Below are 24,421 nucleotides of genomic sequence, written 5' to 3'. Positions count from 1 at the left end.
CTGCTTATTGGATTCTCGAACCGCGATCCAGGCCACACCTTACCTAAACTTTTCAGGTTATTTCTTCAAACCTGCAATACATGGCGAGACAAACAGCTCACCACGCCACGCACCTTGCACGGTGCGTTTGCCGACAATCAGCCACATCACCGCCAGCAACATCACCAACAGCGTGCCGACAACGCTGAAAAACGTCAGGTTCAGAGTGCTCGCCAGTTTCAGGGTTGCCAGCGAATACACGCCCAACGGGAAGGTGAATCCCCACCAGCCGAGGTTGAACGGAATGCCGTCACGCAAGTAACGCACGGTGATCAGCAGCGCCATCAGCATCCACCACAGACCAAATCCCCACAGGGTGATCCCTGCAATAAGCCCAAGACCCGAGGCGATTTCACCGATGCCCGGCAGGCCATTCGCCGCGAAGATCGCAGGCGCATCTCCGCCCAGCAACAACATGCCCAGCGCGCCGGTGCCGATCGGGCCGAGGGCCAGCCAGCTCGAAGCGGCCATGTTTTCGTGGGGCAGTTTATGCAGGGCCATGCGCAGCAGCAGGATCGTCAGAATGCTGAACGCTACCGGTAGGGAAAAGGCCCAGAGCACGTAGCTCGTCGTCAGCACCACCAGTTGCGAGTGAGCATCGGTGAGATGTGGCGCAAGCAGACCTCCACTGGCCGCCGCCACTTCTGCTGCCACGACCGGCAGCAGCCAAACCGCAGTCATCTGGTCGATGCTGTGTTCCTGACGGGTAAACATCATGTACGGAATCAACACGCCGCAAGCCAGTGACATGGCCACATCGATCCACCACAGCACTTCGGCGAGATGAATCACACCGTCGCCCCAACGCGGCAGACCAAACAACAGAAAGCCGTTGATGATCGTCGCCAGGCCCATCGGAATGGTGCCGAAGAACATCGATACCGTGGAGTGACCGAAAATCCGCCGCGCTTCATCGAAGAACAAGATCCAGCGCGCAGCGTAGGCAGCGGTAAACAGGCTGAACAACAGAATGTTGAACAACCACAAACCTTCAGCGATAGCGTGCAGGCCAGGAATGGCCAAGGGCAGTTGCGCCAGCGCCAACGCCAGCACACCAGTACCCATGGTCGCGGCGAACCAGTTCGGGGTGAATTGGCGGATCACTTCACGCGGATGCTGAAGCTGGCTGAACGGCTTGATGCCGGGTTTGGCGCTATTGGGGCAAATCATCATGAGCTCCTGTCCTCTGGTGAGGTTGAGTCCATGGTAGAACCGAATCGAATATCTATATAACGGGTAATATCTCTAACTGTTATCTGTTTTACCAATAAGCAATCAGACACTGCCCTCGGATTCGATGACCAAAATCCGCGCCACGCCTTTCGGGTGGGCGACATGCTCGGTGCCAACCGAGGCATGGAAAATGTCACCGACGTCGAGCTGCACCTGTTTTTCCTCGCCTTTTTCACGGTAATGCATCAGTACCTGGCCATCGAGCACCACGAATACTTCCTCGCCGTCGTTGACGTGCCATTGGTACGGCTGATCGGTCCAGTGCAGGCGCGTGGTGATGCCGTTCATGTTGGCGATGTCCAGCGCGCCCCAGGCGCGCTCGGCGGTAAAGGTTTTGCTGCGAATAATCTTCATGAGTCGATCCGTGAAAAGAAGGCTGGGCAAGGCTAACCGAAACCGCAGCGATTATGGAGCGCGGCACACTTTGGCCGGCGCAGGACGCAGGCTGAGCAACAACGCGCCGACGGCCAGCACGATCAAAATCGCTCCGTAACCATCGGTGGTCGCCAGCAGACCGTAGCTGCGCGACAAGTGCCCGGCGAGCAACGCCGGCAAGCAGAACGCCAGATAACTGAGCACGTAATACGCCGACATCAAACCCGCCCGTTCATGGCGCAGCGCCAGCGGCACCAGGCTGCGCACAGCACCGAGAAACCCGGAACCGAAGCCGCACCCGGCCACCAGTGTGCCGAGGAAAAACAGCGACAGACTGGCGCTGTGCACGCCGAGCAGAATCAGCACCAGCCCCATCGGCAACAAGCTTGCGCCCAGCTGCAATGCGCGTTTGGCGCTGCGATTGCGCAAGGTGAAGATCATCAGCGCGCCGGTCACTGTCAGTGCCGCTACCGTCGCGCCGCCGATCAGGTTGGACGTCGACCCAGTGGCAGTGCGCACCAGTGACGGCGCTAGCGAGGCATAGAAACCACCGAGCGCCCACGTTGCGGTATTCAATGGCAGAACTTTCCACAACGTTGAGCGCGCTTGAACCGGCACATGCAACGTTGGCCGTAACGACGCCCAGGCGCCGGCCTGAGGCGAAGCGCTTTCGGGCAAGCGCCAGACATAAATGCCCTGCAACACAAACAAACCGAGCAACAGCCAATAGGTCAATTGCAGTGGCGCCGGGGCAAATTCGGCGAGCAACCCGCAACCCATGCCACCCAGCGCCATTCCCAGCAGCGGCGCGACGCTGTTGATCATCGGGCCTTGCTGGTGATCGGTGTCGAGCAACGTAGCACTCAATACCGCCGTCGCCATACCGGTGGCAAAACCTTGCAGGACGCGAGCACTGATCAGCCACGTCACACTATCGGCGTAGATGAACAGCAACATCGCCAGCGCATTCAGCAGCACGGCGGTGAAGATCACCGGTTTGCGTCCGAGGTGATCGGACAGTGAGCCCACGGTCAATAGAGCCGCCAACAGACTGAGCGCGTAGACGCCGAAGATCAGCGTCAGCACCGCTGCCGAGAAATGCAGCTGATCCTGATACAGGTGATACAGCGGCGTCGGCGCCGTGGACGCGGCGAGAAAACTGAGTAAGGTGATCGCCAGAAACCACAGGCTGGATCGATGGGAAGCAAGGCTGGTCATGGGCACACTCCGCAAAAGCTAATTTTTTGCTTTTGCGGAGTGTGCTACTGCCTCACGCTTAAAGCAAATTCTTTGTGTTAAGGTCTGCCGCATGGCTATTAAAGAAGGTTTACGCCCCGGCGGTCGCAGTGCCCGGGTGCAAGAGTCGATTCACTCGGCAGTCCGCGCACTGCTGCAGGAACAGGAGCGCTCGACGGTGACCGTGCCGCAAATTGCCGCGCGCGCCGGAGTGACGCCGTCGACGATTTATCGGCGCTGGGGCGATCTCGCAGCGTTGCTGGCAGATGTCGCCCTCGCCCGCATGCGTCCGGACAGCGAACCGGCTGAAACCGGCAGTCTGCGCAGCGATATCCGCGCCTGGGCCGAGCAGTATCTCGACGAGATGAGTTCCGAACCCGGCCGCAACATGATGCGTGACGTGCAGGCGAGCGCGACGCCGGGGTATTGCGTGACGATCATTGGCGCGCAGTTGCAGACGATCATTGCGCGGCACCCCGATGAGACGGCGCCGAGTGTTGATCGGTTGATCAATCTGGTGGTGGCGCCGGTGGTGTTCCGGATTCTGTTTTCGGCGGCGGCGCTGGAGGTTGAAGAGTTGCATCGTCTGATCGATATTGCGCTGCGTCAGGACTGACATCGATATTCATGTAGGAGCTGCGGCACGCTGCGATCTTTTGATCTTGATTTTGAAAGATCAAAAGATCGCAGCCTCGCTTCACTCGACAGCTCCTACAGGGTTCGATGCCTGGCAATGTCATCGCACAACGCCTCCATTCAAACCTGCGACACCCCGCCACGCCACGACCTTGGTCGACACTGACTAACCGCCCCGCGCGTGCGAGACTGTCCGCCCGGGCAGGAGTGCCGGGGAGTCTTCTGTCGGGAGTGTTGCATGTCGTTGTCCACCGGGCTGATCGCCGCCGTCGCCCTGGCCTATATGGCCATCATGTTCGCCATCGCCTTCTACGGCGACCGTCGCAGCACGCCGTTGCCGCCGCGCATGCGTGCCTGGGTGTACAGCCTGTCACTGGCGGTTTACTGCACCAGTTGGACGTTCTTCGGTGCGGTCGGCCAGGCAGCAGAACAACTGTGGTCATTCCTGCCGATTTACCTCGGGCCGATCCTGCTGCTGGTGGGCGCGCCGTGGGTCCTGCAAAAAATGGTGATGATCAGCAAACAGGAGAACATCACCTCCATCGCCGACTTCATCGCCGCGCGCTACGGCAAATCGCAATCGCTGGCGGTGGTGGTCGCGCTGATCTGTCTGGTCGGCGTTCTGCCCTACATCGCCCTGCAACTCAAAGGCATCGTCCTCGGCGTGAACCTGTTGATTGGCGCCGGCGCCGACGCCATGGGCACCCGCGCCCAGGACACCGCGCTGATCGTATCGCTGGTGCTGGCGCTGTTCACCATCGTCTTCGGTACACGCAACCTCGATGCCACCGAACACCACCGCGGCATGGTGCTCGCGATTGCCTTCGAATCGCTGGTCAAGCTGTTTGCCTTTCTTGCCGTCGGCGCCTTCGTCACCTATGGCCTGTATGACGGTTTCGACGACCTGTTCAATCAAGCGATGCTCGCGCCGCGCCTTGAGGAATACTGGAAAGAAACCATCAATTGGCCATCAATGGTGGTGCAGACTGGCGTGGCGATGATGGCGATCATCTGCCTGCCACGGCAATTCCACGTCACCGTGGTGGAAAACATCGATCCACAGGATCTGCGTCTGGCCAAATGGGTGTTCCCGGCTTACCTGGCCTTGGCCGCGCTGTTTGTCGTGCCGATCGCTCTGGCCGGTCAGATGATGCTGCCGAGCGACGTCTTGCCCGACTCTTTCGTCATCAGCCTGCCCTTGGCGCAGGCCCATCCAGCGCTGGCGTTGCTGGCGTTTATCGGCGGCGCGTCGGCGGCGACCGGCATGGTGATTGTCGCCAGCGTGGCGTTGTCGACCATGGTTTCCAACGACATGCTGTTGCCGTGGCTGCTGCGGCGCAACAACGCCGAGCGCCCGTTCGAAGTATTCCGCCAGTGGATGTTGTCGGTGCGCCGGGTGAGCATCGTGGTGATCCTGCTGCTGGCATATGTCAGCTACCGTTTGCTCGGCTCTACCGCCAGCCTCGCCACCATCGGCCAGATCGCTTTTGCTGCCGTGACTCAACTGGCACCGGCCATGCTCGGCGCCCTGTACTGGAAGCAGGCCAACCGCCGTGGCGTTTTCGCAGGTTTGGCCGCGGGCACATTCCTGTGGTTTTACACACTGATTCTGCCGATCGCCGCGCACAGCCTTGGCTGGTCGCTGAGCAGTTTCCCGGGGCTGGCGTGGTTGCACAGCAATCCGCTGAATCTGCCGATCACCCCGTTGACCCAAGGCGTGGTGCTGTCGCTGGCGGGTAACTTCACGCTGTTTGCATGGGTCTCGGTGCTGTCCCGTACGCGGGTGTCAGAGCATTGGCAGGCCGGGCGTTTCATTGGTCAGGAGATCAGCGCGCGGCCCAGTGCACGCTCGATGCTGGCGGTGCAGATCGACGATTTGCTGCAACTGGCCGCGCGCTTTGTCGGTGAAGAGCGTGCGCGCCAGAGCTTCATCCGCTTTGCCTATCGTCAAGGCAAGGGCTTCAATCCGAACCAGAATGCCGACGGCGAATGGATCGCTCACACCGAGCGCTTGCTGGCCGGTGTACTTGGCGCCTCTTCTACGCGCGCTGTAGTAAAAGCCGCCATCGAAGGTCGGGAAATGCAACTGGAGGACGTCGTCCGGATCGCTGACGAAGCATCGGAGGTGCTGCAATTCAACCGCGCCTTGTTGCAAGGCGCGATCGAGAACATCACCCAAGGCATCAGCGTGGTCGACCAGTCGCTGAAACTGGTGGCGTGGAACCGGCGTTATCTGGAGCTGTTCAATTATCCCGACGGTCTGATCAGCGTCGGGCGGCCGATTGCCGACATCATTCGCTACAACGCCGAGCGCGGTTTGTGTGGCCCAGGCGAAGCGGAGGTACACGTTGCCCGCCGCCTGCACTGGATGCGCCAGGGCCGCGCGCACACCTCGGAACGGCTGTTTCCCAACGGCCGGGTGATCGAGTTGATCGGCAACCCGATGCCGGGCGGTGGTTTTGTCATGAGTTTCACCGATATCACCGCGTTCCGCGAGGCTGAGCAGGCGCTGACCGAGGCCAACGAGGGCCTCGAGCAACGCGTCAGCGAACGCACGCAAGAGTTGTCGCAACTCAACGTCGCGCTGACCGAAGCCAAAGGTACCGCCGAGGCGGCAAACCAATCGAAAACCCGCTTCCTCGCGGCGGTCAGTCATGACTTGATGCAGCCGCTGAACGCTGCACGGCTGTTCTCCGCCGCCCTCTCCCATCAGGACGATGGCTTGAGTAGCGAAGCGCAGAAACTGGTGCAACACCTCGACAGTTCGCTGCGTTCGGCCGAGGACTTGATCAGCGATCTGCTGGACATCTCGCGGCTGGAAAACGGCAAGATCAACCCGGACCGCAAGCCTTTTGCACTCAATGAGTTGTTCGACATTCTCGGCGCCGAATTCAAGGCGCTGGCGCAAGAACAAGGCTTGAGCTTTCGCGTGCGCAGCAGCCATTTGCGCATCGACAGCGACAGCAAATTGTTGCGACGGATTTTGCAGAACTTCCTGACGAACGCCTTCCGCTACGCCAAAGGTCCGGTGCTGCTGGGCGTGCGTCGCTGCGGGGAAGAATTGTCGCTGGAAGTGTGGGATCGCGGACCGGGTATTCCGGAAGACAAGCTGCAGGTAATTTTCGAAGAGTTCAAACGTCTCGACAGTCATCAGACCCGTGCCGAAAAAGGTCTGGGGCTTGGATTGGCGATTGCCGACGGTTTGTGTCGCGTGCTCGGCCATACGCTACGTGTGCGTTCGTGGCCAGGACGCGGCAGTGTATTCAGCGTCAGCGTGCCATTGGCACCGACGCAATCCGTACCGTCGAGCATCTCTGTCGAGTTGAATGGCACATTGCACAGCGGCGCACGGGTGCTGTGCATCGACAATGAAGACAGCATTCTGATCGGTATGCACAGCTTGTTGAGTCGTTGGGGATGCCAGGTGTGGACGGCGCGCAATCGCGAGGAGTGCGCGGCATTGCTGAGCGAAGGCGTGCGCCCGCAACTGGCACTGGTCGACTATCACCTGGATCACGGCGACACCGGCACTGACTTGATGGCCTGGTTGCGCACCACGTTGGGCGAGCCGGTACCGGGTGTGGTGATCAGCGCGGACGGCCGGCCGGAGACGGTCGCGCAGGTGCATGCGGCGGGGCTGGATTATCTGCCGAAACCGGTGAAACCGGCGGCGTTGCGGGCGTTGTTGAGTCGGTATTTGCCGCTGTAGGTGGTGACTTTACTGACGCCTTCGCGAGCAGGCTCGCTCCCACAGTTTGAAATGCATTCCAATGTGGGAGCGAGCCTGCTCCGGGCGGCGATCTGAAGAAGCTTTTAGAGTCACTCGGGAAGCTCGACGAGACCATCGACATCGGTCATCGCCCGTTCCAGCAAATCCGCCGGCAAGCTCTTGCTCGCCCGCGCGCCGAGCAGTTTGAGCTGCTCACTGCGACTGACCAGATTGCCGCGTCCTTCGGTCAGCTTGTTGCGCGCTGAGCTGTAGGCCTTGTCCAGTTGCTGCAGACGATTGCCGACCTCATCCAGATCCTGGATGAACAGCACGAACTTGTCGTACAGCCACCCGGCACGTTCGGCGATTTCCCTGGCGTTCTGGCTCTGGCGCTCCTGTTTCCACAGGCTGTCGATGACCCGCAATGTCGCCAGCAACGTGGTGGGACTGACGATGACAATGTTGCGGTCGAAGGCTTCCTGAAACAGTGTCGGCTCAGCCTGCAAAGCGGCGGAGAATGCCGCTTCGATCGGCACGAACAGCAAGACGAAATCGAGGCTGTGCAGGCCTTCCAGACGCTTGTAGTCCTTGCCGGCCAAACCTTTGACGTGAGTGCGCAAGGACAGCACGTGCTGCTTGATCGCGATCTGTCCGAGGGTGTCGTCATCAGCGGCGACGTACTGTTGATACGCGGTGAGGCTGACCTTGGAGTCGACCACGACCTGCTTGTCGCCCGGCAGATAAATGATCACATCCGGCTGGAAGCGCTCGCCATCCGGGCCCTTGAGATTGACCTGCGTCTGGTACTCGCGGCCCTTTTCCAGACCGGCGTGTTCGAGCACGCGCTCAAGAATCAACTCGCCCCAGTTGCCTTGGGTTTTCTGGCCTTTGAGTGCGCGTGTAAGGTTGGTCGCTTCGTCGCTCAGACGCAGGTTGAGCGCTTGCAGGCGCTCCAATTCCTTGGCCAGCGAGAAACGCTCACGGGCTTCGGCCTGATAGCTTTCTTCCACACGTTTTTCGAAGGACTGGATGCGTTCTTTCAAAGGATCGAGCAATTGCCCGAGACGCTGCTGACTGGTCTCGGCAAAACGCTGTTCGCGCTCATCGAAAATCTTTCCGGCCAGCTCGGCGAACTGCGCGCGCAATTCATCGCGTGAGCCTTGCAGGTCGTTGAGGCGTTGTTGATGGCTTTCCTGCTGTTCGCGCAATTCGGCGTTCAACGAAGCGGCCTGAGCGTCGAGGCGGCGCAACTCGGCTTCTTTGTTGGCGCGCTCAAGGTTCCAGGCATGGGAGGCGTCACGAGCATCGTCGCGTTCGATCTGCAGCAGTTCTACTTCCCGACGCAGGGCCGCCAGATCCGCCTGTTTCGCGGCGTTGGCCTGACCGAGGTCGGCGACTTCATCGCGACTGGCATCCAGTTGCGCGTTGAGCCCGTCCTGCGCCAGTTGCGCCATGGCCAGCCGCTCTTCGAGCAACGCCACGTCTGCCTGAGCGTTACTCGCCCGGCGTTGCAGTTGCCAGGCCAACGCCAGCAGCGGCAAGCCTGCCCCTGCGAGACCGAGCAATATGCTGGTCAAGTCCATAGCCATAGCGACTCCTGCCGATCCGATAAAGCCTGAAGGTTAACCAAGGCGCCAGAGCTTGGACAGCTCAGTCGTCGATGAGACCGAGTTCCTGTTGCGCACGCCGGTCACCCGCGCGAGCTGCCGAACGCAGCAAGTCCTGGCCGATACGACGGTCGCGGGCATTGCCGCATTCACGGCACATCAGTTGTCCGAGACGGCTTTGTGCCGCCACTACGCCTTCGCGCGCCGGCTGCTTGAGCAGGCGGCCGGCCAAATGCTTGGCGTTGTGGCTGTCACTCAGGCGCGGACTGTCGAGCAGCCATTCGGCAACACGCACGGAAAAGCGCTTGGGCGAGGTAACAGGAAGGGGTTGTGAGGTAACAGAGTCTGATACTGAGCGAAACTTCATAAAGCACTGTGGGACAGATCGGAAGGCGCGCCACTCTACTCTCTTTTTCCTACAGGTAAAGTCGAAAGACAACCCGGCACGCCCGTCCTAGAGCAAGCGCTCGGGACAATCCACAGAAGCTGTGGATAACTCAGTGGACAACCGCGTTGCAACCCTCGCAAAGCCTTGTGGAATGGGGCTCGCAGTTAAACTGACGATTTTTTCACCAACTCAGAAAAGCCTTTTTTTTCATTGACTTAAACTTTTGATGCAGGCAGCCATCAGGGTCAGGATTAAAATGACAGCGTCGTTACAGTGCGCGCAACTAATGTGCACAAGTAGCTGTTACCCGGTTATATCGATGCGCCTTTTCGGGTCATTCAGGCACTCAAGCTGGTGATAAAGCGCTCAGGCGAGGCCTCTGACAGGTTGCTTCACAGCGACCAACGGTCGAGAAGTGAGCCAATCAGGGGCAGTGCTGCGTATCCAAAAGCAGAAAGGCTCCGCGCATGCAATGTTTTTTCACTTCGGGTTTGCATTGCTCAAGCCTATCCGTTAGTATCCGTAGCGTTAGTACCAAGCTGAAAGTCAATTCCGGTCGAACACATCCCCACGGTCAACCTTCTTCCAAGAAGCCTTTACCGAAAAAAGCGGGAACGACCCCTCGATGGTTTCCAGGTAAATCTTGCGACGACACTGCCTTTGAATGATGCAAAGGGTGTTGCCAAGGCCATTTACTCTGACCGAACCAACCTGCAAATTGATCAGGATCTTCACCCCGGGCCCAGAACCTTTGCCCTCGATGTGTTGCCTGCCCTCCTAAGTACCTACCTGCCAGCCCAAGCGCGCCAACTTATCAGCGCTTCAAACTGGCTGCTTTGTTCCAGTCGGGTTCTTCGTTCGACCAATGGTGGTCGACGTTACTGGAACGTTTTAACGTTGCACGGTTCTTATCCGTGTCATTTGTAGGAACACCTAATAACTATGTCTACTCAAATCCATACTCAGGATGCCATTCGCACCCTAACCAATGCTTTTGCTCCAATGAACTGCCTGATCATGGCCGCTCGCAAAGGCTGCTTCAGCTTCACTCTGGTCAACGAGCACGGTATCGCCCGCCACAGCGAGCGTCTGTACCCTGATCAATACTCCAGCGCTGAACCGCTGCAGGCCGTGATCGACCGTACCCGTCAGGCACTGGTTGCCTGAAAGCCGAAAAGGCTGCAAAAGCAAAAGCCCCGCACAAAATGCGGGGCTTTTTATTGCCCGATGTTTCACTTTTAGCGCAAACCGCCTAAGCACCTTCAGATATAACGGTTATAACTCGAAGGCGGAAATATTTTAAAAACAGACCTTTACGCTGCGAATATGACACTACACTTCAACTCAAGCGGCGTGATCCGCTTGTGGCGAGCCTGAACCGATCCACCGCTGCCAAGGCCCCTTCAGGACTCGCCCCTCATTACAAGAATCGAGGGCTTTATGGGTATCGCTGCCAGCGAACTGTGCCGCTACGTGATTCGCCCCACACTGATCTACCTGGGACGTCACTGTGCAACCGCCGAATCCCTGTTGCTGGGCATCGCCGCCAGTCAGTCCGCCCTCGGCTCCGCCCTGCATGACCGCCGCGGCTACGGGCTTTACCGCATTGCCGAGCACCGCCACCAGGCACTCTGGGATGACTATCTGGCACTCGATCCGGAACGCGCCAGCCTCGTTCGCGGCCTGGCCAGCCAGCATGCTTTTCTCAGTGGCCCGCACCTCGAACTGACCGTCAATCTGCGCTATGCCACTGCCATCGCCTGGCTGCTGGTCGAAGAACAAAACCCCACCCTCCCCGACCCGGCCGATTTGCTCGGCATGGCGCGCATCTGGCGCCAGACCTTTCAACCCCAAGGTCGCCTGCGCGATTTCACTTGCGCCTGGCAAACCTGTGTTTCACCGCTGAATCAGGTCGCCTGCTGACTGCCCAGTTTCGGAAGATCTTGCAACAGGTCGCGAATCTGGTCGGATTGTCCTACAAAACCGCTCTAAATCAAGGCATACGGACTATGGCGCTGGGACGAAAATGTTGGTAATTTTCGCCCCGGTGATCACCAGGAGTTCTAATAATGAAAAAAGTCATGCTCAAAACCACCCTTAGCCTCGCCGTTACCCTCGCCTCCACTCAAATTTTCGCGGCCGGCTTTGCCCTCAACGAACAAAGCATCAGTGGGATGGGGACTGGTTTTGCCGGGCGATCTTCTTCTGCCGACGACGCAAGCACTGTTTATGGCAACCCTGCTGGCATGTCGCGCATCAAGCGCGAACAGGTTACCGGTGGCGTAGCCGTTGTCGATGCTCACACCGATATCAGCAATGCCAGTTCCAGCCCCAACGGCGGCAGCAACAAAGGCGACATGGTGCCCTTCACCGCTGTACCTATGGGCTTCTATGTCAAACCAATCGATGAGCATTGGGCATTCGGCCTCGGTGTTTATGTGCCGTTCGGTCTGATCACTGATTACGAAAACGGCTTTGCCGGCCGTTACTTCGGCAGCAAGTCCGAAGTGCAAGTCATCACTTTCCAACCGACCGTCAGCTACGCCTTCAACGACAAAGTGTCGATCGGTTTCGGTCCAACCATCAACCGCATTGACGGTGCGCTGGAATCCAACCTGTCGATCACTCAAGCCCTGCCGGACGGCAAGGTCAAGATCAAGGGTGACGACACCGCGCTGGGCTACAACGTCGGCCTGCTGGTACAAGCCACCGACAGCACGCGCGTCGGTCTGACTTACCACTCGAAAGTCGACTACAAGCTCGAAGGCAACACCAAGGTCAATTACGGCGCACTGGCCGCAGTCGGTCTGGGCGCCAACCAGAAGTACGACGCTTCGCTGAAGATCACCACACCTGAATCGGTCGACCTCTCGGTTACCCAGGCGATCAACGATCGCTGGAACGTGTATGCCGGTACCACCTGGACCCGTTGGAGCCAGCTGGAAAAAATCACCGTGAAAAACTCTGGCGTTCAGCCGCTGCTGGCCGGCCAGTTCGGTTCGATCAACGAAGACCAGAACTGGCACGACTCCTGGGCTTACGCCGTGGGCACCTCGTACCAGTTGAACAAGGAATGGGTACTGCGTACCGGTCTGACGTTCGACCAGTCGCCGACCAACAACGAAGACCGTTCGCCACGCATTCCGACTGGTGACCGCACCATCTTCAGTATCGGTGCCGGCTGGAGCCCGACCGACGACCTGACCATCGACGTCGCTTACTCGTACCTGAAGGAAGAGTCGGTGAAGATCCGCAACGAAAACAATCGTGGCCAGACCTACGACGCCAAGTATGAAAACTCGGCAAACGGTTTCGGTGTCGGCGCGACTTACCGCTTCTGATGCTGCGCGGCGGGGCTAACCCCTCGCCGACAAAAGCCCCGCTCTCTTTGCAGAGGCGGGGCTTTTTTATGCCTGAAATTTGTGCGACCTGTAGGAGCTGTCGAGTGCAACGAGGCTGCGATCTTTTGATCTGTTTTCTAAAGTCAAAGATCGCAGCGTGCCGCAGCTCCTACAAAACAATCGCCGGCCTTCGGATTCAAGGCTTCAGCGGTTTCGAGGCGATGGCCTTCTCGATCGCAGCAATGAATTCCGGATCATCAGGCTTGGTCAGGCTGGAGAAATTGGCGATGACTTTGCCCTGGCGATCGACCACATACTTGTAGAAATTCCACTTCGGCGCGCTGCTCTGTGCCGCCAGCACTTGAAACAGATGTGCCGCGTCATCACCACGAACCTTCTGCGGCTCGGTCATGGCGAACGTCACGCCGTAATTGGCGTAACAGACCTTGGCGGTCTCGGCGCTGTCCTTGGACTCCTGCTTGAAGTCATTGGAAGGCACGCCGAGCATTTCCAGCCCTTGACCTTCGTAGCGCTTATGCAGCGCCTCAAGGCCTTCGAACTGCGGCGCGAAACCGCAGAAGCTCGCGGTATTGACCACCACCAACGGCTTGTCGGCGTACTGCTTGCACAAATCGATGGATTCCTTGGCTCGCAACTTCGGCAGCGAGCCTTGCAGCAATTCTGGACAGTCAGCGGCCTGGGCCAGGCCAGTCAACGCCATCAGCAACGCGGGAACAGCACACCAGCGCATCAGCATGTCGAGCATCCTTGAGCAGTCATCAGCCTTCGACGTTACTCGCCATGCCCGCTTCTAGCAAATGCTCATGCCCAATTGCATCAAGGCCAGGCCGCCCTGCTGCCAGCCCCACCACACCAGCGCCAGCAGTGCGGCGCCGAGTGCGCTGATGACCATGCGCGGCCAGAATCGACTCATGCGGCGCCCGCAGCGGTTTGCAGGCGGGCGACCGGACGCTCGCGCACCGGCCAGTTCAACGCAGCCGCCAACACACTCAGAAGGATCGCCACCTGCCAGATCAAGTCATAACTCCCGGTACGGTCATACACCACCCCGCCCAGCCAGCCGCCGAGGAACGAACCGAGCTGATGGAACAGGAACACGATACCGCCGAGCATGGACAGATTGCGCACACCAAACAAGGTCGCCACCGTACCGTTGGTCAACGGCACCGTCGACAGCCACAAAAAGCCCATGGCCATGCCGAACAGATAAGCCGACGTGGTGGTCACCGGCAGCCACAGGAACAGCACGATCACCACTGCACGCAGCAGATACAAACCGGTTAGCAGGCGCGGTTTCGACATGCGCCCGCCGAGCCAGCCAGCGGTGTAAGTGCCGAAGATGTTGAACAGGCCGATCAGCGCCAGCACTGTAGTGCCGACGCTGGCCGGCAAGTGCTGATCGACCAGATAGGCCGGCAGATGCACACCGATGAACACCACTTGAAAACCACAGACAAAAAAGCCGAACGCCAGCAACCAGAACCCCGAATGCGAGCAGGCTTCGCGCAGCGCCTCGGACAGGGTTTGTTCATGACCGAGCACCGGCAGCGGTTTGTCCTTGAGCATGCTCACCAGCGGCACGATCAGCGCCACCAGCAGGCCCAACACCAGCAACGCCGCCGACCAGCCGAGCCAGCCGATCAGCCCGAGCGTGCCCGGCAACATCGCGAACTGACCGAATGAGCCGGCAGCGCTGGCAATGCCCATGCCCATGCTGCGTTTCTCCGGCGGCACGGCCCGGCCGACCACGCCGAGAATTACCGAGAACGACGTGCCGGACAGGCCGATACCGATCAGCAGACCGGCGCTCAGCGACAGCGTCACCGCCGAGTCCGATAAACCCATGCACACCAGACCCAAGGCATACAGCACGCCGCCGATCAGCACGACTTTTGCCGCGCCGAAACGGTCGGCCAGCGCGCCGGTAAACGGTTGCGCCAGGCCCCAGATCAGGTTCTGCAGTGCAATGGCGAACGCGAAGACCTCACGTCCCCAGCCGAACTGCGCACTCATCGGCGACAGAAACAGACCAAAGCCATGCCGCACACCCAAAGACAACGCAAGAATCAGCGCACTGCCGACCAACACCCAACCGCACGTACGCCACATCGATGTCATTGTTATTCTCCGCTTGCGGGTATATACCCGCTTGAGTTTGGAAAAAACCGGCCTCAGGCCAGTTCATCCAGCAATCTGAGCAAGGTTTCACGCTTCTCGGCGCCCAAACGGTCGATCAACCGCTGCTGCGCCGCTTCCCAGGCTGGCAATGCTGCTGCCAGGCGCTGCACGCCGGTCTCGGTGAGCTTGACGATGCGGTTACGCATGTCTTCGCCCTCGGCCAGCGTCACCAGTCCTTCACCTTCAAGAACGCGCAGATTGCGTCCGAGAGTGCTGCGATCCAGGCCCATGGCTTCGGCCAGTTCCGAGATGCTCGGTTGATCCAGACGCTGCAGATTGCACAGCAAAGAATACTGGGCAACGTTGATCCCGAAGCCGTCGAGAGCGCCGTCGTAATGCCTGCTGACGCCACGAGCGGCGCGACGCAGGTTGGTGCACAAACACTGAGAAGGAAGCATGATGCGTGTATATACCCGCGACTGTGTTAAATCAAGTTTCAGATGAGTTTACCCTGAACATTTGTGGTGCCTGAAAGATTGCTATCGCGAGCAGGCTCACTCCTACAGTTGACCGCGCTCCCCTGTAGGAGTGAGCCTGCTCGCGATGGGGCCGGCTTGAACGATAAAAATCTGTCAGACCAGCGCCAACCCCACCAACACCCCCATCTCCAGCAATTCCAGCAACGCCCCCGCCGTATCACCGGTGGTCCCGCCCAGCCGCCGCATCATCACCCGCCGCAGCCAGACAAACACTGCGAGCGAAATCACCAGCGCCACAACCGCGTGAAACCCGGCAATCACCAAGCAGCCCAGCGCACTCGCCCCAAGCACCTGCCAGCCAGTCTTGCGCGGCAAATGATCCGCCAACGCCTGCCCCAACCCGCCCGCGCGCACATACGGCGTGGTCAGAAACAATCCCAGCAACGCTGCCCTTCCAAGCACTGGCACGACAATCAATACCAAACCATGCCCCTGCTCGATCAACGCCAGCAGCGCCGCGAACTTGAGCAGCAACACCAACACCAGCGCCACCACCGCAATCGGCCCGCTGCGCGGATCTTTCATGATCGTCAGCGTGCGCTCGCGATCACCAAATCCGCCGAGCCAGGCATCGGCGCTGTCGGCCAGGCCATCGAGGTGCAACGCGCCGCTGAGCAACACCCACACCGTCAACAGTAATGCGCTATGCAACAACAACGGCGCGCCGGCCAGCGCCAGATTCAGCGCCCAGAGAATCACGCCGAACAGCAAGCCAACCAGCGGATAAAACAGCAGCGAACGCCCTAACTGTTCCGGCTCAGGCATGCCCGGCAAACGAACCGGCAAACTGCTGAGAAATTGCAGAGCGATCCACAGCGGCAACATGTCAGTGACCTTCCTTGAGCGAACCGTCGGCCGCGACCGTCAGCGCAAACAACGCACCGTGAGCGACCTCGACATTGAGCAGTTGTTCACGCGGCAACCCCCGCGCCTGCGCCAGCAACAAACGCATCACACCGCCATGACTGACCAGTAAAACCCGTTCGCCAGCATAGGTGCTGTGTAGCCGCGCAACAGCGCTCAGGACGCGCGAGGAAAAATCACTGACTGGCTCACCCTGCGGCGGAGTAAACGAATACGGGTCAGCCCAGAACAACCCCAAGGCCTCGGCATCCGTCTCCATCAACGCCGCCGCGCTCTGCCCTTCCCACGCGCCGAAGTGCAGCTCTTGCAGATACTTGTCCAGATGCACTGACAGGTTCAGTTGCTCACCCAGCTCTGCGGCAAACCGCGCGCAACGTTGCAACGGCGAACTGACGATCCGATCCCACGGCCCGCCCTCGACCACGGCTGCACGCATTTGCATCCAGCCCTTTTCGGTCAGCGCATCGTCGAGGCTGCCGCGCAAACCACCGCCGAGCTCAGTCTCACCGTGACGCAGCAGATCCAGGCGCAAGGTCATGCCGGGCGATCCGCTACCGCTGCTTCGGCGAACGTCGCCATCTGCCCGTGCAGGTCGCAGGCCAGACGCAACAGCGGCACCGCCAACGCCGCGCCGCTGCCCTCGCCCAGACGCAGACCGAGTTCCAGCAATGGCTCGGCCTGCAGGGTTTCCAGCACATGGCGATGCCCCGGCTCGGCACCACGGTGACCGAACAACAGCCACTCGCGACAGGCCGGATTCAAACGCACCGCGACCAGCGCGGCGACGGTGCAGATAAAGCCGTCGACCAACACCGCAATACCTGCTTGAGCCGCCGCCAGATAGGCACCGACCAGCGCGGCGATTTCAAAACCACCCAGATTGAACAGGGTCTGCAAGACATCGCCACGCTGTGCGGCATGCAACGCCAGCGCGCGCTCGATCACTTGCGCTTTATGACTGACGCCTTCGGCATTCAACCCGGTGCCGGGACCGGTCAGGTGTACCACCGGGCAGTCGAGCAAGGCGCAGGCCAAGGCACTCGCTGCCGTGGTGTTGCCAATGCCCATTTCGCCGCCGATGAACAACTGCGCGCCCGCCGCTTTCGCTCGCAGCAGACTGTCGCGACCGGCCTGCAACGCCAGTTCGCCCTGAGCCTGGGTCATTGCCGCACCCTGAGCGAAATTCGCCGTGCCCGCGCCGATGTTCAAGTGGCGCACACCCGGCAGGTTCAGCGCGGGATTCACCGTGCCCAGATCGACCACTTCCAACTGCGCGCCGAGCTGACGCGCCAGCACGCTGATCGCCGCGCCACCGCTGACGAAGTTGAGCAGCATCTGCCCGGTGACTTCCTGCGGGAACGCCGAAACGCCTTCCGCGACCACGCCGTGATCGCCGGCAAAAATCGCGATCCAGACCTCTTTCAGTGTCGGTTTGACCTGGCCTTGCAGACCGGCCAGTTGCACCGCGACCGATTCCAGTCGACCGAGCGAACCGGCCGGTTTGGTCAATTGCTGCTGCCGTGCCGTCGCTTGTTCAACGACGTTGAGATCGACCGGTTTGCACGGATTCAGCCACCAGGTTTGGGTCATAACGCAGGTCCTTTCAAAGTCAGGGGCAGGCCGGCGACCGTCAGGACAACACGCTGACAGCGCTCAGCCAGAGCTTGATGCAGCCAACCGGCTTCATCGACGTAGCGGCGAGTCAATTCGCCCAGCGGCACGACACCCATTCCGGTCTCGTTGCTGACAAAAATGATTTCTCCTGGCAGCGAGGCCAGACATTCGAGCAGGGCTTCACGCTCGGCGGCGAGACGCTCGGCATCGTCGAGCATCAGCAGATTGGTCAGCCACAGGGTCAGGCAATCGACCAGCAGGCAACGCTCGGCGCTGGCGCTTTCGCGCAGGACGCGGGCCAGTTCGAGAGGTTCTTCGATAAGCGCCCAATCGGCCGGGCGACGCGCGCGATGATGGGCAACGCGATCGCTCATCTCGCCATCGAGCGGCTGGCTGGTGGCGATGTAGGTGACCGAGAGGTTGCTGTCGCTGGCGAGTTTTTCGGCCAGACGACTTTTGCCGGAGCGGGCGCCGCCGAGGATCAGTTGGAGCATGGGTTCATCCAGGAAAATTCAAGTGAGACAACCGCCGCTTTCGCGAGCAGGCTCGCTCCCACAGGGTTATTAGTTGTACTCAAAATGTATGGCTAACCGCATTCACTGTGGGAGCGAGCCTGCTCGCGAAGAGGCCAGCACAAGCACCTTAAATCCCACAGAGCTGACGCAACAAGCCGGTATCCAGATGCTTCTCCACCAGATCCGCCAAACGCTCGATATCGCGCTCGCGCAAGCCGTGGTAATCCACCGCCTGCACATCGCTCAACCCGGCCCAGCGCAACAACGCTGCACTCGCCGCCGGCGATTCGAACAGGCCATGCAGATAGGTGCCGAATACCTGCTCATCAACACTCTGTGCACCGTCGCAACGGCCATCATCCAGATGCACCGCAGCGTTTTCCAACGCCGGTCCGCTGGTCACGCCCGCATGAATTTCATAGCCGCTGACGTCGGCATCTTCCAGCGCCAGCCGCCCCCGCACATTGCGCAATTGCTTCTCGGCTTCAAGCGTCGTTTCAAAGGCCAGCAAGCCCAAACCAGCACTCGAACCGGGAGCGCCTTCGAGGCCGAGCGGGTCGTGCACCTGTTCACCGAGCATCTGCAGACCACCGCAAATCCCCAGCACTTTGCCGCCGTAACGCAAATGCCGGGCGATCGCAGTGTCCCAGCCGTTGGCGCGCAGATACGCCAGATCGCTGCGCACGCTTTTCGAGCCCGGCAGAATGATCAGATCAGCGGGAGGGATCGCCTGCCCCGGCCCGACAAATTGCAGGTCGACCTGCGGATGCAGGCGCAGCGGATCAAAATCGGTGTGGTTGCTGATGCGTGGCAGTACAGGCACCAGCACTTTCAGAACCTGCTCAGCCTTGTCAGTCTGGCGCTGGTCGATGCCGTCCTCGGCCTCCAGATGCAGATCCATCACGTACGGCAGCACGCCCACCACCGGTTTGCCGGTGCGCTGTTCCAGCCAGTCGAGGCCCGGTTGCAGCAAGGCGATGTCGCCGCGAAAACGGTTGATGATGAAACCTTTGACCCGCGCCTGTTCGCTCGGCGAAAGCAGTTCCAGCGTGCCGACCAGATGGGCAAAAACCCCGCCGCGATTGATATCGGCAATCAGCAGCACCGGACAATCCACCGCTTCGGCAAAACCCATGTTGGCGATGTCGCCGGCACGCAGATTGATCTCCGCCGGCGAGCCAGCACCTTCGACCATCACCAATGGATACGCGGCGCTGAGTCGCTCATGAGAAGCCAGAACAGCTTGCATGGCGATGGCTTTGTAGTCGTGATACGCCACGGCATTCATCGACGTCACCGCGCGACCATGAATGATCACTTGGGCGCCGGTGTCGCTGTTCGGTTTGAGCAGAACAGGGTTCATGTCGGTGTGCGGCTCAAGAAACGCCGCTTGCGCCTGCACGGCTTGCGCTCGGCCAATCTCGCCACCGTCGGCTGTCACCGCGCTGTTGAGCGCCATGTTCTGCGGCTTGAACGGCACGACCGCCACACCCTGACGTGTTGCCCAGCGGCACAGCGCCGTGACCAGTGTGCTTTTGCCGGCATCGGAAGTGGTGCCTTGCACCATCAGGGTGGTCATGGGTTGTCCTTGGTGAAAGCGATTAAAGCCTGTTCCAGACGCGCCTCTTCAGCCGCATCAGCCGGCAAGCCGAAGCGCAGGCTGCTGTTGTGCGTGAAGATGCGCAGGAGAATGCCGCGTCGGGCCATGAATTCGTGCAGCGCTGGCGCCTTATCAGTGACCAGCCACTGAAACAACGCGCAGCCGCCCTGCGGTTTGAAGCCGTAGCGTTCAAGCAGTGCGGCCAGCCGTTCGCTCGCTTCTTCGCTGCGAATCCGCTGGCGTGTGTGGCCTTCAATGTCTTGCAGACACGCTTGCCCGAGCACCCGTGTCGGCCCGCTCACCACCCATGGCCCGACCTGTTCGGCGAGCAACCTGAGCAACTTGCGCTCGGCCAGGACAAACCCCAAACGCACACCGGCGAGGCCAAAAAACTTGCCGAATGAACGCAGCACAATCAGCCCGACCTGATGCGCGTGAGCCGCCAGGCTCAGGTGCGGCGTGTTGTCCATGAACGCTTCATCGACCACCAGCCAGCCACCGCGCTGCGCCAGTCGCGCATGCCAGTCGAGCAGCCGTGCCGGTGTTAGGCTCAGGCCGGTCGGATTGTTCGGATTGACCACGACCAGCACGTCGAGGTTATCGAGAAAGAACTCGACTTCCTGCTCCAGCACTTCGCGCACGATGTAGCCACTGCGGCGCCAGGCCTCGGCATGCTCGGCATAGCACGGCGATAAAACGCCAACCTTGCCAGCGCGACGCAAACGCGGCAGCAACTGAATGGCCATCTGCGAACCGGCCACCGGCAGCACTTGCGTGGCACCGTAGTAATCGCACGCCGCCTGCTCCAGACCGTCATCGGTTTCCGGCAGGCGCGCCCAGGCGCGCAGCGGGATGTCCGGGATCGGGAACGGCCACGGCGCAAGACCGCTGGACAGGTCGAGCCAGTCCGCCTCGGCGATGCCGTAATCGTGCGCCGCCTTGCGCAGCCGGCCACCGTGCTCAAGCATAGAATTCAGCCCCAACGCAAAGAATCAGCAGCCATAACCATACGCCGCGCTGGACCAATTGCCAGCCACGGTCGATGGAGTCGGCATCGGCCGGTTGCCCTTCGCCGAGTTGCGGACGCTCATGCAGTTCACCGTGATAAATCGCCGGCCCACCCAATTCCACGCCCAGCGCACCAGCGCCAGCCGCCATCACGGGACCTGCGTTAGGGCTATCCCACTTCGGTGCCTGTGTGCGCCAGCACTTAAGCGCGAGTCGGGTTTTGCCCAATAGCGCGTAGGTCAACGCCACCAGACGCGCAGGAATGTAGTTCAACACGTCGTCGATTTTTGCCGCTGCCCAACCGAAACGCTCGAAGCGTTCGTTGCGATAGCCCCACATCGCATCGAGCGTGTTGCTCAAGCGATAGAGCACCACGCCCGGGGCTCCGGCGACGACAAACCAGAACAGCGCGGCAAACACCGCGTCACTGCCGTTTTCCAACACTGACTCAGTGGCAGCGCGAGCGACAGCAGTGCTGTCGAGTTCATCGGTCTGACGACTGACCAGATAGCCGACTCGCTTGCGCGCCTCATCCAGATCATCCGCGCGCAAGGCTGCGGCTACCGGCGCGACATGCTCGCCGAGGCTGCGCATGCCGAGGGCGCAATACAACGCCAGAATCTCGACGACCCAACCCACATACGGCGCCCAGGAAAACGCCGTGGCGAGCAAGGTCAGCGGCACCACCGCGATCACCCACGCGGTGACGCCATGGCTGCGCCAGCCCCGCCCACCGGCGTTGAAACGTTGCTCGATGCGCCCGGCAAAATTGCCGAACGCCACCAGCGGATGCCAGCGTTTCGGTTCACCCAGCAGCGCATCCAGCGCGACCGCGGCGACACTCAACAACGCCACACTCATTGACTCACTCCCCAATAATTCTCAAACAGCAACTCATTGAGCGGACGCGCCTGCGCCCACCCTTCGAGTACCAGCATCGGCGCCGGATAGAATTCCTTGACCGGGCCCAGACATAAAACGGCCAGAGGCTTGGCACCTTCGGGCAACTTCAGCAAATCCGCCAACGCCTGCGGCTCGAACAGCGAGACCCAGCCCATGCCCAAGCCTTCGGCACGCGAGGCCAGCCACAGATTCTGGATCGCGCAGGACAGCGAGGCCATGTCCATTTCCGGCAGCGTGCGGCGCCCGAAGATGTGCTTTTCGCGATCATCCATCAGCGCCGCAACCAGCACTTCGGCGCAGTCACTGATGCCTTCGACCTTGAGTTTCATGAACTCGTCACTGCGCTCGCCGAGGGCTTCAGCGGTGCGGATGCGTTCCTCTTCCACAAGATTCTGGATCTCGCCGCGCAGGCTACTGTCGCTGATGCGGATGAAGCGCCAGGGCTGCATCAGGCCAACGCTTGGAGCCTGGTGGGCGGCTTCCAGAAGTCGGCGCAACAACTCCGGTTCGACGCTGCCACCGGTGAAGTGGCGCATGTCGCGGCGTTCGGCGATGGCTTTATAGACGGCTTGGCGCTCGGCTTCGGAGAATGCGTTGTCGGTCATGGCCCTTTCGCGAGCAGGCTCGCTCCCACAGGGGATTGCATTTCGTCAGGCACGACATCGCCCACTGCAGGAGCGAGCCTGCTCGCGATAGCGTCCTCAAGGGACGGTGCAAACAATGCTGCGATAGCCACAGGATTCGACGGAAAATAGAAGTGCACGTAAGAAGCCGTCATCCGCCCTTCCCGATAAACCGCCTCGGCACCACGCCCACCATTCGGACTCAAGCCACGCGCAATCGGCGTCAGTTCGGTAGTCGTCAACGAATGATGATAAGTGTGCCCACGCAACGAACCTTCCGGCAGATCCACCGCTTGCAGCGCCAGTGCCGCCAGACGCTTTTGCATCACCGCGTCGCCCTTGAGCAGTCCGACCAATTCGGTACGAGTGCCTTCAACGTCCGTCAAAGAGTCGAGCAGATACAACATGCCGCCACACTCAGCGAGCAACGGTTTACCCGCTGCATGATGCGCGCGAATCGCCTCAAGCATCGCGGTGTTCTGCGACAACGCAACATGGTGCAATTCCGGGTAACCGCCGGGCAGATACAGACTGTCTGCCTCAGGCAATTGCGTATCGCGAATCGGTGAGAAGAAGCTCAACTGAGCACCCATCGCGCGCAGCAGATCCAGACTCGCGCCGTAGGTGAAGGCAAACGCCTCATCACGCGCAACGGCAATGCGCACATCCTTCAGCAGCGGCTCGACAGCGATAACATCCGGTGCGGCAAATTCTACGGCCGGTGGCAGCGCTACCTCGCAACTACTGGCCAGTGCCTCGGCAGCGGCGTCGAGACGCACATCAAGGTCATTCAACTCGCTGGCCTGAACCAGACCGAGGTGACGACTCGGCAATTCGATGCCAGTCTCGCGCGACAACGCACCGTACCAACGCAGACCTTCGGTGAGGCTGCCTTCGAGCAATTGCGCATGGCGCAAGGTTCCGACACGATTGGCCAACACACCGGCAAACGGCAGATCCGGCTGATACTTCGCCAAACCTAGCGCCAACGCACCAAAGGTCTGCGCCATCGCCGTGCCGTCGATCACCCCGAGCACCGGCACACCGAAATGCCGCGCCAGATCGGCACTCGACGGCGTGCCGTCGAACAGGCCCATCACGCCTTCGATCAGAATCAGATCCGCCTCGGCAGCGGCTTCCCACAACAGACGACGACTTTCCTGCTCGCCGACCATCCACATGTCCAGTTGATACACCGGCGCACCGCTGGCGCGCTCGAGAATCATCGGGTCAAGAAAGTCCGGGCCGCATTTGAACACGCGCACTTTGCGCCCCTGATTGCGATGCAAACGGGCGAGCGCAGCGGTGACGGTGGTCTTGCCCTGACCGGAGGCCGGCGCGGCAATGAGGACCGCCGGGCAGTGACGTGGCTGATTCAAAGTTCGACGCCTTTCTGCGCTTTGATGCCGGCCTGGAAGGCATGTTTGAGCATGCCCATTTCGGTGACCGTGTCACCCATTTCGATCATTTCCGGCTTGGCCGCGCGACCGGTGACGATCACGTGCTGCATCGGCGGACGCGCCTGCAGATCGCTGAGCACCTGATCGAGATCGAGGTAGCCGTGCTTGAGGGCGATGTTCAACTCGTCGAGCACCACCAGACCGATCGACGGATCGCGCAGCAGCTCGCGGGAGACGGCCCACGCGGCTTCGGCGGCAGAGATGTCACGTTGGCGGTCCTGGGTTTCCCAGGTGAAGCCCTCGCCCATCACGTGGAAGCGCACTTGCTCGGGGAAGCGGCGGAAGAACAATTCTTCACCGGTGCTGTTGCGGCCCTTGATGAACTGCACCACGCCGCACTGCATGCCGTGACCCATGGCGCGGGCGAGCATGCCGAACGCCGAGCTGCTTTTGCCTTTGCCGTTGCCGGTCAGCACCAGTACCAGACCGCACTCGTCGGGCGAGTTGGCGATGCGTTCGTCGATCACGGCTTTTTTGCGCTGCATACGCGCCAGATGGCGTTCGTCGCGCTCGGGGGAATCAGTCATGGGGGAGCTCTCCGTTGGGGCTGGATAACGGCGGGCAGGCACAAGAATAGACGGCAAAAAGCCTG

Annotated in this window: 24 protein-coding genes; 5 read left to right on the top strand and 19 right to left on the bottom strand. The window is 60.4% G+C overall.

Going from position 1 to position 24,421, the window contains the following annotated elements; all coding sequences use genetic code 11:
* Positions 1 to 57: 57 nt before the first annotated feature.
* The 3 genes from CQ009_RS27630 to CQ009_RS27620 all read right to left on the bottom strand — a co-directional run bounded on the left by CQ009_RS27630 (position 58) and on the right by CQ009_RS27620 (position 2,865).
* Entirely contained in the window at positions 58 to 1,209 is a 1,152-nt protein-coding gene (locus CQ009_RS27630; RefSeq protein WP_105709307.1) for a TDT family transporter, read from the bottom strand.
* Between the two features lie 105 nt (positions 1,210 to 1,314).
* Positions 1,315 to 1,626 (bottom strand): cupin, encoded by a 312-nt coding sequence (locus CQ009_RS27625; protein WP_105709306.1) that lies wholly within the window; start codon positions 1,624 to 1,626, stop codon positions 1,315 to 1,317.
* A 51-nt stretch (positions 1,627 to 1,677) separates the two neighbouring features.
* On the bottom strand, positions 1,678 to 2,865 hold the full coding sequence (locus tag CQ009_RS27620; RefSeq protein WP_105709305.1) for an MFS transporter: 1,188 nt from the start codon (positions 2,863 to 2,865) through the stop codon (positions 1,678 to 1,680).
* Between the two features lie 91 nt (positions 2,866 to 2,956).
* Here CQ009_RS27620 and CQ009_RS27615 point away from each other — a divergent pair, with 91 nt between their 5' ends.
* Positions 2,957 to 3,499 (top strand): TetR/AcrR family transcriptional regulator, encoded by a 543-nt coding sequence (locus tag CQ009_RS27615; RefSeq protein WP_105709304.1) that lies wholly within the window; start codon positions 2,957 to 2,959, stop codon positions 3,497 to 3,499.
* Between the two features lie 258 nt (positions 3,500 to 3,757).
* Positions 3,758 to 7,228, top strand: coding sequence for a PAS domain-containing hybrid sensor histidine kinase/response regulator (locus tag CQ009_RS27610; protein WP_064390922.1), 3,471 nt, complete (start codon positions 3,758 to 3,760; stop codon positions 7,226 to 7,228).
* Positions 7,229 to 7,338: 110 nt separating this feature from the next.
* Here the strand turns inward: CQ009_RS27610 and rmuC are convergent, their stop codons facing one another.
* Positions 7,339 to 8,703, bottom strand: coding sequence for a DNA recombination protein RmuC (rmuC, locus tag CQ009_RS27605; protein ID WP_163024092.1), 1,365 nt, complete (start codon positions 8,701 to 8,703; stop codon positions 7,339 to 7,341).
* 175 nt (positions 8,704 to 8,878) lie between these two features.
* Positions 8,879 to 9,202: a hypothetical protein gene (locus tag CQ009_RS27600; RefSeq protein ID WP_082355461.1), complete on the bottom strand. Its 324-nt coding sequence runs from the start codon at positions 9,200 to 9,202 to the stop codon at positions 8,879 to 8,881.
* 963 nt (positions 9,203 to 10,165) lie between these two features.
* On the opposite strand from CQ009_RS27600, the gene CQ009_RS27590 reads away from it, so the two are divergent.
* From CQ009_RS27590 to CQ009_RS27580, 3 genes are all read left to right on the top strand, one after another.
* Positions 10,166 to 10,390: a hypothetical protein gene (locus tag CQ009_RS27590; protein ID WP_003214941.1), complete on the top strand. Its 225-nt coding sequence runs from the start codon at positions 10,166 to 10,168 to the stop codon at positions 10,388 to 10,390.
* A 273-nt stretch (positions 10,391 to 10,663) separates the two neighbouring features.
* Positions 10,664 to 11,146, top strand: a complete 483-nt coding sequence (locus CQ009_RS27585; protein ID WP_105709302.1) for a hypothetical protein — start codon at positions 10,664 to 10,666, stop codon at positions 11,144 to 11,146.
* 146 nt (positions 11,147 to 11,292) lie between these two features.
* The gene (locus CQ009_RS27580) at positions 11,293 to 12,564 is read left to right on the top strand and encodes an OmpP1/FadL family transporter (protein ID WP_105709301.1); all 1,272 of its coding nucleotides are present in this window, start codon (positions 11,293 to 11,295) and stop codon (positions 12,562 to 12,564) included.
* 196 nt (positions 12,565 to 12,760) lie between these two features.
* Here CQ009_RS27580 and CQ009_RS27575 read toward each other — a convergent pair whose 3' ends face one another.
* The 14 genes from CQ009_RS27575 to cobO all read right to left on the bottom strand — a co-directional run bounded on the left by CQ009_RS27575 (position 12,761) and on the right by cobO (position 24,356).
* Positions 12,761 to 13,321 (bottom strand): glutathione peroxidase, encoded by a 561-nt coding sequence (locus CQ009_RS27575; RefSeq protein ID WP_095119966.1) that lies wholly within the window; start codon positions 13,319 to 13,321, stop codon positions 12,761 to 12,763.
* 54 nt (positions 13,322 to 13,375) lie between these two features.
* The gene (locus CQ009_RS30300; RefSeq protein ID WP_256585511.1) at positions 13,376 to 13,498 is read right to left on the bottom strand and encodes a hypothetical protein; all 123 of its coding nucleotides are present in this window, start codon (positions 13,496 to 13,498) and stop codon (positions 13,376 to 13,378) included.
* Positions 13,495 to 14,703: an MFS transporter gene (locus CQ009_RS27570; protein ID WP_105709300.1), complete on the bottom strand. Its 1,209-nt coding sequence runs from the start codon at positions 14,701 to 14,703 to the stop codon at positions 13,495 to 13,497. Before CQ009_RS27570 ends, CQ009_RS30300 begins: the two co-directional genes overlap by 4 nt.
* A 53-nt stretch (positions 14,704 to 14,756) precedes the next feature.
* Positions 14,757 to 15,161, bottom strand: coding sequence for a MarR family winged helix-turn-helix transcriptional regulator (locus CQ009_RS27565; protein WP_064390929.1), 405 nt, complete (start codon positions 15,159 to 15,161; stop codon positions 14,757 to 14,759).
* A 174-nt stretch (positions 15,162 to 15,335) separates the two neighbouring features.
* Entirely contained in the window at positions 15,336 to 16,067 is a 732-nt protein-coding gene (locus CQ009_RS27560) for an adenosylcobinamide-GDP ribazoletransferase (RefSeq protein WP_105709299.1), read from the bottom strand.
* Between the two features lies 1 nt (position 16,068).
* Complete coding sequence (gene cobC, locus CQ009_RS27555; RefSeq protein WP_105709298.1) at positions 16,069 to 16,644, bottom strand: alpha-ribazole phosphatase family protein; 576 nt, start codon at positions 16,642 to 16,644, stop codon at positions 16,069 to 16,071.
* The gene (cobT, locus tag CQ009_RS27550; protein ID WP_105709297.1) at positions 16,641 to 17,696 is read right to left on the bottom strand and encodes a nicotinate-nucleotide--dimethylbenzimidazole phosphoribosyltransferase; all 1,056 of its coding nucleotides are present in this window, start codon (positions 17,694 to 17,696) and stop codon (positions 16,641 to 16,643) included. Before cobT ends, cobC begins: the two co-directional genes overlap by 4 nt.
* Positions 17,693 to 18,214, bottom strand: coding sequence for a bifunctional adenosylcobinamide kinase/adenosylcobinamide-phosphate guanylyltransferase (gene cobU / locus CQ009_RS27545; protein WP_105709296.1), 522 nt, complete (start codon positions 18,212 to 18,214; stop codon positions 17,693 to 17,695). Before cobU ends, cobT begins: the two co-directional genes overlap by 4 nt.
* Before the next feature lie 148 nt (positions 18,215 to 18,362).
* Positions 18,363 to 19,814 (bottom strand): cobyric acid synthase, encoded by a 1,452-nt coding sequence (locus tag CQ009_RS27540; RefSeq protein WP_105709295.1) that lies wholly within the window; start codon positions 19,812 to 19,814, stop codon positions 18,363 to 18,365.
* Complete coding sequence (cobD, locus tag CQ009_RS27535; protein WP_105709294.1) at positions 19,811 to 20,803, bottom strand: threonine-phosphate decarboxylase CobD; 993 nt, start codon at positions 20,801 to 20,803, stop codon at positions 19,811 to 19,813. Before cobD ends, CQ009_RS27540 begins: the two co-directional genes overlap by 4 nt.
* Complete coding sequence (gene cbiB, locus CQ009_RS27530) at positions 20,796 to 21,704, bottom strand: adenosylcobinamide-phosphate synthase CbiB (protein ID WP_105709293.1); 909 nt, start codon at positions 21,702 to 21,704, stop codon at positions 20,796 to 20,798. The genes cobD and cbiB overlap by 8 nt, the downstream gene beginning before the upstream one ends.
* On the bottom strand, positions 21,701 to 22,351 hold the full coding sequence (gene bluB, locus CQ009_RS27525) for a 5,6-dimethylbenzimidazole synthase (RefSeq protein ID WP_105709292.1): 651 nt from the start codon (positions 22,349 to 22,351) through the stop codon (positions 21,701 to 21,703). Before bluB ends, cbiB begins: the two co-directional genes overlap by 4 nt.
* On the bottom strand, positions 22,348 to 23,748 hold the full coding sequence (locus CQ009_RS27520) for a cobyrinate a,c-diamide synthase (protein WP_105709291.1): 1,401 nt from the start codon (positions 23,746 to 23,748) through the stop codon (positions 22,348 to 22,350). The genes bluB and CQ009_RS27520 overlap by 4 nt, the downstream gene beginning before the upstream one ends.
* Positions 23,745 to 24,356, bottom strand: a complete 612-nt coding sequence (cobO, locus tag CQ009_RS27515) for a cob(I)yrinic acid a,c-diamide adenosyltransferase (protein ID WP_105709290.1) — start codon at positions 24,354 to 24,356, stop codon at positions 23,745 to 23,747. Before cobO ends, CQ009_RS27520 begins: the two co-directional genes overlap by 4 nt.
* Between the last annotated feature and the right edge of the window lie 65 nt (positions 24,357 to 24,421).

Origin of the sequence: Pseudomonas sp. MYb2 (genome assembly GCF_002979955.1) — a bacterium.
Lineage (GTDB): Bacteria > Pseudomonadota > Gammaproteobacteria > Pseudomonadales > Pseudomonadaceae > Aquipseudomonas.
The sequence above is the reverse complement of the archived record's forward strand: the minus strand, read 5'-3'. Positions and strand labels throughout refer to the sequence as shown.